Here is an 11,491-nt window from a genome sequence, read left to right as displayed (position 1 = left end):
TTGCCGTAATCCTTGTCGTGCTCGTCCTTGTCGTCCTTGTCGTCCTTGTCCTTGCCGTAATCCTTGTCGTGCTCGTCCTTGTCGTCCTTGTCGTCGTCCTTGTCCTCGTCCTTGTTCTTCACAGGCGCGTAGTCCTCGATGACTGGCTTGACGGCGTCGACGTCGTCCGTGCCGACGTCACCGAGGCCGGCTTTGGCGAGGGCGCCCTCGGGGTCTTCCTTGAAAGCAGCTGCTGCTTCCTCATCCTTGAACAGGTTCATGAGGAAATCGAGAAGAGAAGTGGCGAGAGTGGTCATGACACGTTCCTTTGCATCGGAGTGTTGCTGAGGCTGGTCCGCCTGGCCGAGATGCCTGGCTTGTTACAAACATAGGATTGGGGATCGAGTGGGGCATCGGGGCCGATACCCCTAACCGGTACCCCGTGCTTAGGGGTTTGCAGATCCGGACGTTAGGGGATCAGGGGGTTAGCTGCGCCGCTTCGCTGAGAATCAGGCGCAATCTCGCCAGCAGGTCCGAGCGGGTTGTCACCCCGAGCCGACGACGGACCCGCGCGATGTGATGCTCGACAGTGCGTGGGGAAATGAAGATCGCTTCACTGATCTCCCGGTAAGTGCGGCCTTCGAGCACGAGCTGCGCGATTTCCCGTTCACGGCCACTGAGGTCGAATTCATGAGTGGATCGTGAAGTGTTGATCCGTCCGGTTGGTAGCTTCCTCGTAGCCGACCGTCGGGTAGTTCCCCGCTCCCGGTCGGGCGAAGGTACCGCTTCGGCCGCAGGTGCCGTCGCCGGCGAACCTGTGGAACTTCCCTGATGGGGGCGGAGGTCGCGGGCACAGGCGAGTAGGCGCGCCATATCCTTCCGGTCCTGCGCCTTCGCCGCTGCGTGCCCCGCCAATCGCGCACCGTCCCAGGGGAGGCCCACGGCCGCCAGTCCTCGCGCAGCGGAATCCACGACTTCAGGGTCGAAGCTCCCAGCGAGGACCGACACCCAGGAACGGCCGGCAGTTGCCAGGACAGCTGCCAGAGGATATTGACCGGATGCGCGTACCAATGAGGAAGCATGAGGTGCCAGGTCCGCCGGCCGATCCAGCAGGAGTGCGGCCTGGATAGCAGACCAATGCAGGGGAACGGACCACAACGGCGGATTCCCCAACTTGGCAAGCAGGGCCCATGCTTCGGTCACGTGGGGCTCGAGTTTGTGTGAGTCCCTCAGCCGGGCAGCCGCGATCATCAACTCGCCCAGCGGCAGGAGGCTGAAAATGTCTATCGAGATGTGAAGCACGGCTTCACTGGCCCGTTGCCAGGCATCGATCATGCCGGTGGCGTCACCCGCTCTTCGCGCAAGTCCTACCTCGAGCGCCTGCACAAGCAACTCGTCACGCGGCACCAGCTGCTCGACCGCGGCGCGGGCCTCGAGAATGGCCTCCCGTGAAACTACCGGCCGGTCCTGCACCATGGCGGTCCATGCCTGGAGAAGCAGCAACCGCGGCCGCTGTGCCTGTCCGCCCTGGCCGCCGTGGAGTGCCGCAGCGACCACGGATCCCGCCGTATCGGGTTCCCCGGCATGCAGCGCGACAAAAGCGGCGAACGACGCCGGCCCTTCCGGTGCGGGAAGGGCACGGCCGGACGCCGTCAGGGTATCCGAGGCTCGGATAAGCGTGGGCACCGCCCGGCTCGGCGGCGTTTCGAGGGAGTGCATCGCTCCCTCCCCCATGAGCGATGCCGCAACTGAACACAACGTGGGTGAACCACCGGAACCGGGCGTGCTGAGCATCGCTGCTGCTCCCTTGGCATCACCGGCTGCCGTAAGGGCGACGGCGGCAAGCGCCGCGAAACTGCCGGAAGCCTCCGAACCGAACCACCGGTATACGTCGGCAGCCCTCGACATCATGCCGCGCTGCGCCCAGACGGACGCGGCAACGTGAACCGCCCTCTCGAGATCGAGGACCTCCACGTGCTGTGCCGAGTCAGTCCCCGGGACTGCTGGTGCATCGTGCCGAGCGAGGAGGTCATCAAGAATGCGGCAAGCGCCGTCCAGGTCGCCCGTCGCCGCTGCTGCCTCTGCCCGCCGTGCTGCTGTGGCGAGTTCACCGGCACCTGCCGCGACCGCCTCGGTGAGGAGCGTGAGCGCAAGTTCCGGTTCGGAGGCCAGAGCTGCATCTCCTGCTGCTTCAAGCGCCTGCGCGATGCGCTGGTCAGTCAGCCCTTCCTGAACGAAATCCCGCGCGATATCCATCAGCGGCAGGCCCTCTGAGCAGAAAGTGTCGACCAGTGAGCGCTGGAAACGGCGCACCTGATGCGTTTCCGCGTTTTCCCGCACCAGCTTCTTCACCAACGGAACCGGACTTCCACTGGGAAGCAGTAGCCCGGCGGAACGGGCCCTCGCCGTCAATTCCCCGATCGTCTCACCTGTGCCATACAGCAGTGGAGGTGCCTGATCCGGCACCCGGAAGCCGACGCTGGATGCCAGAAGCAATTCCTGCAACGGCATGTCCAAAGCGCTGAGCTTTCGCTCGAGGGACTCCGAGGGAGCCGCACCGTTCAGCTCAGTGGAATCTCCGGAACCATTTTGCAGGCCCGCAAGAAGAAGATCGGCCTTCACTCGACTTCAACTTCCGGCAGCTCCTCCGTGGGTAACAGGTCCGGCTCCGAGCCGGATGTCCCAGGGGCTTCCGAGGTGCCGGGAGCCAGGAGTGCTTCATTCGATGCGGGAGCCGAAGGGAGGGGTGCCTCAGCCGAAGCAGTCACCGGAGGTAGAACTGAAGGAGTCTCGGTCGGAGGCGTTTCTATGGGTGAAGGGGTTTCCGATGGTGAAGGGGTTTCCGATGGCGAAGGGGTTTCCGATGGCGAAGGGGAGACCGAGGGCGACGGGGAGACCGAGGGGTCGGTAGCCGTAGGCGCCGCTGTTGGAGCAGGACCAAGGGGCAGGACTCCCGCAGCCGGAGAAGTCGCCACGGCCGAAGGCCTCGCGGCCGGATCGGAATCGGGCGGGGAAGGTGTCCCGGCCGGATCGAACCCCGGCGCCGAAGGCGCCGCAGCAGGATCAGTGGTGGAGAGCGAGATGCCTGGCAGCTTCGGCTGGGAAGATTGCATCGATGCGTCTGCAGGCTGTCCGCCGGCCACCGCGGGAGCATTGCGTTCCACACCGCGTTTGGCGGACTTGCCTGGCCCCGGCAACCGCGAACTTTCCTTTCGACCGGAGTCGGCAACGACGACTTCGCGCTTCGCATTGTCCACTCTGCCCCCTGCCGGGGCGTTGGCTGCGCCTCTTCCCGCACCGCCGGCCGCGTTGCTTCCTCCCGCGGCATTGCCCGGTCGAACCACGGTGTCGAACCAGCTTGCACGCGGCACGGCCTCGGCTTCCTGGCCGGCGCCTGCTGCCCCGCCGTCGTCACTCGTAATGTCCTGGCCCGCCTGTGCCTCGAGCGAGGGAACGACAGCAGCTTCCGCTGCCTGTTCCGGGCCGGTCAGGGCGTCGGACAATGCTGCCATCGACGTCGGAGAGTTTGCCGCGGTTGCGGTAGCGACACCTAGGAGCGCAACAGCGGCAGTCACGACCATGGCCCGGGTGCGAATTCTCCTGGTGGCCGTCAGGTGGTGGGGCCCGTGATGCGGGATGAAGGAATTCGCCGCAGTGGCGTGGGCATCGGAAGCCTTGGCATTTGCATCCATACCGGCGGCGGCCCCTGTTCCGTCCTCCTGTAGGACCGCTGTAGCGAAGGCCGCGCCGAGTGCGATTGATGCCTTCGGATCCGCATCGATCGCGACGGGACTGCCCAGGCGTTCGGATATCAGCTGTGCTACGAGGGGTATGCGGGATGAACCACCGATCAGGAGCACCGCCGTCAGGTCCTCCACCGTGACGCCTGCTGAGGTGACTGCGCGCTCGAGCAGGTCGATGGTCTCATGGACCCGGCCCTCGATCATGGCCTCGAATTCAGACCGGACGAGCCTTACCTGGGCATGTGCCCCGGGCAGCAGGACTGCAATGGTCGCTTCGGGATCCGTGGACAGGGCTTCCTTCGCCTCGGCGCACTCACGGCGCAGACGTGCCACGGCGGACAACGTGTCGGGATCAGCCACGTCAAGGCCGGCAAATGCCTCGGAGGCCCCGGTGACCACGTGGCCGAACACATCCTGGTCGAAGTCGGCACCGCCGAGGCGTTCGATCCCCTCGGGCGTCCCCAGCACGGTGAACGTGTCGGCGTCCGTCTTCCTCAGAATCGTGGCATCGAACGTGCCACCCCCGAAGTCGTATACCGCCAGGGTGCTGCCCGGTTCCACGCGCGCCTGGGAGGCGTAATGCAACGCGGCCGCCAGGGGTTCGGTCAGGAGTGCAACGTTAGCGAGCCCAACTCCGGCAAGGGCGCCGGAAAGCAGCCCGGTCTTGTGACCGCCCCATTCTGCAGGGTGGGTGAGGGTGACAGCTGCAGGAGGCTCCCCCTCGCGCTCCTCGGCCCGGTCGACGACCCACCGCACCATCGTGGCGAAAAGGTCCTCGGGCAACACGCTGATGTCCCCGATGACGAGCGGAACGTCGTCGCCCATGCGCCTTTTGAACTCTCGCGCCAGGCGCTCGGGGTGGGCAAGCCCGCGACGTTCAGCGGCCTCACCCACGACTCTTTGCCCATCTTCGTCGATGAAAATGACGGTTGGTACAGCGTTGGCATGGGTTCCAAGGGGCAGGACCTGCGGCGCAGGGCTGAGATCCCCCCCGGTCCGCACAATTGCGGCCGCGGTGAAACTGGTTCCCACATCAACGCTGAGACCGTACGGCATTCAGATTCCTCACGAGCGTCCGACATTGGTCATTTAAACCAACGATAACGACGCGATAACGGAGGCGCGAGGGTAATCCCGCGGTCTGACTACTCGATTTTGTAGGGCAACTACTCGCCCAGGATTTCCGCGGTTTCCATCCATTGCTCTTCAAGCTCGCCTGTCTCGGCCTGCAGTGCCCGCAGCTTGGCGTCGAGGTCCGCGATCCTGTCGAAGTCGGCATCGGCCTTGGATCCGGCGTCATTCATCTGCTGCTGAAGCTTGCCCTTCTGCGCATCCACTTTGGTGATCTGCCGCTCGATACGCGTCAGGTCCTTCCGGGCCTGCCGCAGCTCGGCCTCCGAGGAACCGCCCGTTCCGGCGGAACCTCCGCTGTTGGCTGGAGACGCCGCTGAGCCGACGGCGGTCAGTGGGCCGGCCGCCCTGCGCAGGTCGAGGTACTGGTCCACTCCTCCCGGGAGATCCCTCAGCCGGCCATCGCCAAGCAGCGCCATCTGCGAATCGGTGACCCGCTCCAGCAGGTAACGGTCGTGCGAAACCACAACAAGGGTGCCGGGCCAGCCGTCCAGGACATCCTCGATCGCCGACAGGGTGTCGGTGTCGAGGTCATTGGTGGGCTCATCGAGCATGAGTACGTTGGGCTCGCCGACCAGCAGCCGGAGCAGTTGCAGGCGCCGTCGCTCTCCGCCCGACAGCTCGCGGACGCGGGTCCACTGCTTCTCATTGGTGAAGCCGAGCTGTTCGACGAGCTGGCTGGCCGACACCTCCTTGCCGCCCACGCTGAAAACACGTTTCTCGGCCTCGATCACCTCGATGACCCGGCTGTTGCCTAGCTCGTCGAGTTCACGGACCTCCTGCGAGAGCACAGCCGTCTGTACGGTCTTGCCCCGCTTGACCTTGCCGCCCGTGGGCAGGACGTCGCCGTTGAGGAGGTGGAGCAGTGTCGTCTTCCCCGATCCGTTCACCCCGACCAGACCCAGGCGCTGCCCCGGCGCGAGGCGCAGCGTCACGTCCTGGAAGAGCGTCCGTTGCCCGGCCCCGTCTCCGTCCACGGGGAGGGACAGACTGACGTCCTCCAGGTCGAGGACATCCTTGCCGAGCCTGGACATCGCCATCTTGCTGAGCGCCAGGGAGTCACGCGGTTCCGGAACATCGGCAATCAGCTCGTTAGCGGCCTCGATGCGGAATTTCGGTTTCGCCGTCCGTGCCGGAGCCCCGCGCCGTAGCCAGGCGAGCTCCTTCTTCACGAGCTGGACGCGTTTCGACTCGATCACGGAGTTCATGCGGTCACGCTCGGCGCGGGCCAGCACGTAGGCGGCATAGCCGCCGTCGAAATCGTCGACGACTGCGTCGTGGACCTCCCACGTATGGTTGCAGATCTCATCGAGGAACCAGCGGTCGTGGGTGACCACGAGGAGGCCGCCCTCGGTAGGGCGCCAACGCTGGCGGAGGTGCTGCGCAAGCCAGGCCACGCCCTCGACGTCGAGGTGGTTGGTGGGCTCGTCGAGCATGATGACGTCGTCATCGCCGATCAGGAGCTTGGCCAGCGCCACCCGGCGCTTCTGCCCGCCCGAAAGGGACGAAACCTTCGCATGCCAATCGACCTCGGAGACGAGCCCGCCCATCACGTCGCGGATCTTCGGGTTGGAGGCCCACTCGTGGTCGGCCTGGTCCCCGACGATGGCCTGGCCCACTTCGAGCGCGCCGTCGAGGACGTCGGTCTGGTCGAGGTAACCGACCGAGACGTCGCGTCGCCGCGTCACGCGGCCCGAGTCAGGCTTCTGTCGCTGGGCAAGCAGGCGCATCAGGGTGGACTTGCCGTCGCCGTTCCGCCCCACCACCCCGATGCGGTCGCCGTCCTCGAGGCCCAGGGAAACGCCGTCGAGGATGGTGCGGGTGACAAAGGCGACGCTGAGGTTTTCAGCGCCGAGAAGGTGTGCCAAGAAGTGCTGCTTTCGTTATTGACTTGTGTGCGATCGATGCCGGCGGGACACCGGCTAGGCGGGGTGACTGGTCCTGATCCGCGCGCCGTGGGCTGGTCCGTAGACCGCCATGGCAATCAGCCCCTCCACGGTGAGCCGCGATTCAAGCTCGGCCGCGTGCCCCTCGCCTGAAGCGAGGAAGGCCACCGTAGGTCCGGAACCCGAGACTATTCCGGCCAGCGCTCCTGCCTTCTGTCCCGCTTCAAGGATATCCCCCAGCCCGGGGGCAAGTTCCAGCGCGGCTTCCTGGAGGTCGTTGTGCAGCAGAGGCGCCAGCCCGTGGCCGTCACCCGCGCGCATCGCACCGAGGATCGAGGGGTTGATATCCGGCTGCGCCGGCGGGTCGATGCCCTTCCGCTCGCGGATCTCGTCCAGCAGCCGGTAGACGACGGGCGTGGACAGGCCGTAGTCGGCAGGGACCAGCACAAAGTGCAGGGGCGTCTTGGAGATCGCGGGCGTGAGGCGTTCCCCCACTCCCAGCCCGACGGCGGTACCCCCCAGCAATGCGAAAGGAACATCCGCGCCGAGTTCACCTGCGATCTTGGCGAGCTCATCACGGGAGAAGCCGCTGCCCCACAGGGCCTCACAGGCGAGCAGGGCGGCGGCGGCATCGGCCGATCCCCCGCCCATCCCCCCGGAGACCGGAACTTTCTTGACGATGTCCAGGTGGACGCCGGTGGATGCGGGGCTTACTTCGGCGAGCAGCCGTGCTGCACGCACAGCGAGGTTGGTGCTGTCCAGCGGAACACTGTCGGTGGGAATGGGGAAGGGACCCGCACCGGTGACCGAGACGGTGATGTCCTGGCCGCGCGTCGGGGTGGCGGTGATCTCCTCATAGAGGGAAACGGCGAGGAAGACGCTGGCGATGCCGTGATAGCCGTCCTCGCGCGGCGGGCCGACCCGGAGCGAGACGTTGATCTTTCCAGGAGCGGCCACCCGGACGGAACGCGGATTGCCTCGCATCTCCCCTGCTTTGCCCAACACCATAGGTACCAACCTAGATGACCACGGGGATCCTGAGGTAGTTCCGGCCCGGGCGGGAGTGGCGGGTGCTTCGGGGAGGGATGGCCTTCGGGATCAGATTGCGGTCAGGACGTCTCGAGGACAGGCTTCAGCTCCGGCGTCGGGGAACCGGTGACGCAGTCGTGGAGGGACATCCAGAAACGCTCGGCCGCCGGACTCCGCCGCACGGTCAGCAGACCCTGGTCCACCAGCGAGTCGGCCCAGGCATGGACCATCGTCTGGTGGAAGACGAACTCCTCGAGCGCCATCCGCTCCGGAAGCGGCAACGCCACGGGTCCAGTCGCATCGATGGGCAGGGCGCCGATGGCTCCCAGCAACGATTCGAGGGTGCGCCGCGTGGACTCGGGGGCCCTGGTCCGGGTGGGCAGCTTCCCCTCCGCCTTTCCGGCGGCGATGTCCTGCCGCAGTCCGTCGATATAGGCTGCCCACATCCGCGCGTCGGCACCATGGACTGTCAGCAGGCCGCGGTGGGAGAGATCCGAGGCGGAACTGAACACACGGAAGCATCCCCTGCCCTGGTGCTTGGCTGCATACATGGCGCGGTCGGCATCTTCGGAGAGGTTGCGCCCCCGGTTGTCGGCCGACGCCACCGCAATACCGACACTCGCGCTGATCCGGACTTCCTTGCCGTCGCACAGGATCGGCTTGGCGACGAAATCGATGATCCTCTGGCCCAGCGCGCTGACGTCGACTTCGTCCAGTCCCGGAAGCACAAGCGCGAACTCGTCCCCGCCCACCCTTGCCACGGTGTCCCCCGTGCGGGTGCAACTCCGGAGGCGCCCGGCGATCTCCACCAGCACCGCGTCTCCCGCAGCGTGGCCCAGGGCATCATTGACGGGTTTGAAACCATCGATGTCGATCACGAAAACCGCGAGCGGCCGTGCGCTGCGTTCCCGCTCGCGCAGGGCGTGGTTGAGCCGGTCGTTGAAGAGTGCTCGGTTGGCCAGCTGCGTGAGTGGATCGTGCAGGACCTGCCGCTCCAGCTGGCTGACCAGCTTCCGCTCGGACTTCCTCGCGTTCTCGTGGATGTTCCAGTGGACCAGGCTCGTGACGCACATTCCGAGAAACAGTCCACCGTGGATCAGGGTCGAGGCGACGGGTTCCCCGGACTGGGCTGAAGAACCACCGGAACCGAACAGGGCCGCCGCTCCGTGGTAGGAGAAAACCAGCCCGGCGGCGGTGGCGAAGGGAGCCCAGTCCTCATACAGCGCCACGATCGGCACGACGATGAAGAACAGGAAGTGGGCCTCCACGGTTCCCGATATCTCGACCGCGATCGCAGCGACGGCTATCAGGGCAGCGCAGGCGAGTGAAGCCCGCACCCGCTGGCCGCTTCGAAGGAACCAGGCCGATGCTGCAAGGACCAGGGGAAGGGCGCCGTCGATGAGGGCCCGGGACAAAGGCAGTTCCTGCGTCAGCCCGAAGCCGACCAGGACAACGGAGGCGATGAGCACCGAGGCGACGATCGCGCGGTGGCGCCTCAGCCACTGATCCGAAGGTAGTTGCCGACCCTGCGGGAGGACAGCCGCCGCTGCGGAGATCCATCGTCCAGCCACTTGTCCACTCCTCGCCTGCGGGGTCGATCGGCAGGAGCTTTTCTGCATTGACAACCTTAACTGACAACCGCGTCCGACAGTCGCGCGCACTCCCACCCTTGACAGATCCCCTCGCCGGGAGCCGCCTCTCATCGTGGCCCCATGCTACGTCACAAAGGCATAACGCGGCACACCCGCCACTTTCGTCATGCCGTTGCGGCAGTTTCCCTCGCCTCGGCGATCCGCGCGTAGGCCGTGATGTCAAGCACCTCGCCGCGGGCGGTTGGATCGACACCGGCCCTTCGAAGAGCCTGCTCAGCGAGCATCGGGCTCCCCGCCCAGCCCGCGAGTGCGGCCCGCAGGGTCTTGCGGCGCTGGGCGAAGGCGGCGTCGATGACGGCGAAGACTTCGGTGCGGCTGGCGGTGGTTTCGGGCGGGTCACGCCGCGTGAAGCGCACCAGGCCCGACGCGATCTTCGGCGCGGGCCAGAACACATTCATCCCGACAGTGCCGGCCTTCACCATGCTCGAGTACCAGGCGGCCTTGACGGAGGGAACGCCGTAGATTTTCGAACCCGGGCCCGCCGCGAGCCTGTCGGCGACCTCGTCCTGCACCATCACCAGTCCTGAGCGAAGCGTGGGAAACCGCTCGAGCAGATTCAGCACCACGGGAACGGCCACGTTGTAAGGCAGGTTGGCCACAAGTGCGGTGGGCTCGTGCGGCAACTCGGTGACCCGCAGGGCATCCGCGAGAACGACGTCGAGCCTTTCAGCTTTGTCCGGCCGCAGGAGATTCACAGTGGCCGGAAGCCTGGCGGCCAGCACGGGATCGATCTCGACGGCGACCACGCGTTCCGCGACGTCGAGCAGCCCGAGCGTCAGGGACCCCAGCCCCGGACCGACCTCGAGCACCGTCTCGGAGGGACCGAGCTGCGCAGAGGCAACGATCCTGCGGATGGTGTTGCCGTCGATCACGAAGTTCTGGCCGAGCGTCTTGGTGGGCCGGATGTTCAGTTCAGCGGCAAGGCGCCGGATATCCGTGGCCCCGAGAAGCGGAACGGGGGGCGTCGTTTTCCGGGGCACAGTCACCTGTTCATGGTAGCCGCGCGGGCGCCCAGCTTCCGTAGACGGCCTCGGTGTTCAGCGCCAGGCGTCCACACAGCTCCTCGAGGTCAGCATCCAGTACCTCGGCCATTGAACGGACCGTGTTCGGGAGCACGTAGGACGCATTCGGCTGCCCGCGGTACGGGTGCGGCGTGAGGAACGGTGAGTCGGTCTCGGCAAGGATCAGCGAGGGGTCTGCGACCTGCAGGGCGGTCCGCAGATTCTGGGCATTCCGGAACGTGACGGTGCCGGCGAAGGACATGTACCAGCCATGTTCATTGCAGAGCCGTGCCAATTCCGTATCCCCCGAGAAGCAGTGGAACACCACCCGATCGGGAGCACCCTCCGTCAGAAGGGTCGCAACGACGTCGGCATGGGCGTCCCGGTCATGGATCTGCAGGGCAAGGCCCAGGCGACCGGCGATGTCGATGTGCCGCCGGAACGAATACTGCTGGCGCTCCACTCCGCTTTCCGGGGTGCGGAAATAGTCGAGTCCGGTCTCTCCGATCGCCCGGATCCGAGGATGGGCAGCAAGCAGTTCGATCTCGGCGAGCGCTCTGTCAAGCAGGCCGTCTTCTGCGAGCAACGGGGCATCATTGGGGTGGATGGCCACGGCGCCCAGGAGCCGTTCGTCGGACTCGACCGCCTGCACGGTGAAGCGCGATGACTCGAGATCACAGCCCACCTGGACGGCACCCCGCACGCCCGCCGCCGCCGCTGCATCCATGGCACTGCGCACATCGACCTGTACGAGACCGTCCCGGAAATCGAGGTGGGTGTGGTTGTCGATCACCGGCACGGGAAGCGGCTCGGGCAACGGCGGGTAGTCGAGCTTGCGACGGCGTCCGCCGCCGTCCGCGGCACCACTCCCGGTGTCCGGCTGGACGACCCGGTATGAGGCCGGTGTGGTCCCGGCGGAAAAAGGCTGGCTGTTGCACATGGTTCAAGCCTAGCCAGTACCGGAACTTATCCCCCGCCCGGCAGGTTGAGACAGTAACCTATAGATCACGATCAATCCTGTGCGTCGGGGTCAGCGGGTCCGCGGGCCGCTGATTCGTCGGCTTGTAACC

General features: G+C 66.0%; 8 protein-coding genes. All 8 read right to left on the bottom strand.

The window, feature by feature from the left end; genetic code table 11:
- Positions 1-296, bottom strand: a 296-nt coding sequence (locus tag IWX75_RS08440; protein WP_196821776.1) for an IniB N-terminal domain-containing protein, incomplete at its 3' end; no start/stop codon positions are given.
- A gap of 160 nt (positions 297-456) precedes the next feature.
- A complete protein-coding gene (locus IWX75_RS08435; protein WP_196821775.1) occupies positions 457-2,601 on the bottom strand; it encodes a LuxR C-terminal-related transcriptional regulator in 2,145 nt (714 codons plus the stop codon).
- Positions 2,598-4,778, bottom strand: coding sequence for an Hsp70 family protein (locus IWX75_RS08430; RefSeq protein ID WP_196821774.1), 2,181 nt, complete (start codon positions 4,776-4,778; stop codon positions 2,598-2,600). Before IWX75_RS08430 ends, IWX75_RS08435 begins: the two co-directional genes overlap by 4 nt.
- A 110-nt stretch (positions 4,779-4,888) precedes the next feature.
- Positions 4,889-6,721 (bottom strand): ABC-F family ATP-binding cassette domain-containing protein, encoded by a 1,833-nt coding sequence (locus IWX75_RS08425; protein ID WP_196821773.1) that lies wholly within the window; start codon positions 6,719-6,721, stop codon positions 4,889-4,891.
- A 54-nt stretch (positions 6,722-6,775) separates the two neighbouring features.
- Positions 6,776-7,747, bottom strand: coding sequence for a 4-(cytidine 5'-diphospho)-2-C-methyl-D-erythritol kinase (locus tag IWX75_RS08420; RefSeq protein ID WP_196821772.1), 972 nt, complete (start codon positions 7,745-7,747; stop codon positions 6,776-6,778).
- Positions 7,748-7,848: 101 nt separating this feature from the next.
- Positions 7,849-9,339, bottom strand: coding sequence for a diguanylate cyclase domain-containing protein (locus IWX75_RS08415; protein WP_196821771.1), 1,491 nt, complete (start codon positions 9,337-9,339; stop codon positions 7,849-7,851).
- A gap of 185 nt (positions 9,340-9,524) precedes the next feature.
- Positions 9,525-10,400, bottom strand: coding sequence for a 16S rRNA (adenine(1518)-N(6)/adenine(1519)-N(6))-dimethyltransferase RsmA (rsmA, locus tag IWX75_RS08410; protein WP_196821770.1), 876 nt, complete (start codon positions 10,398-10,400; stop codon positions 9,525-9,527).
- Between the two features lie 10 nt (positions 10,401-10,410).
- Positions 10,411-11,361: a TatD family hydrolase gene (locus tag IWX75_RS08405; RefSeq protein ID WP_196821769.1), complete on the bottom strand. Its 951-nt coding sequence runs from the start codon at positions 11,359-11,361 to the stop codon at positions 10,411-10,413.
- Positions 11,362-11,491 lie beyond the last annotated feature (130 nt).

It is taken from the genome of Arthrobacter sp. CAN_A6, assembly GCF_015751715.1.
Classification (GTDB): domain Bacteria; phylum Actinomycetota; class Actinomycetes; order Actinomycetales; family Micrococcaceae; genus Arthrobacter_D.
This window is presented reverse-complemented; position numbering and strand designations above follow the sequence as displayed.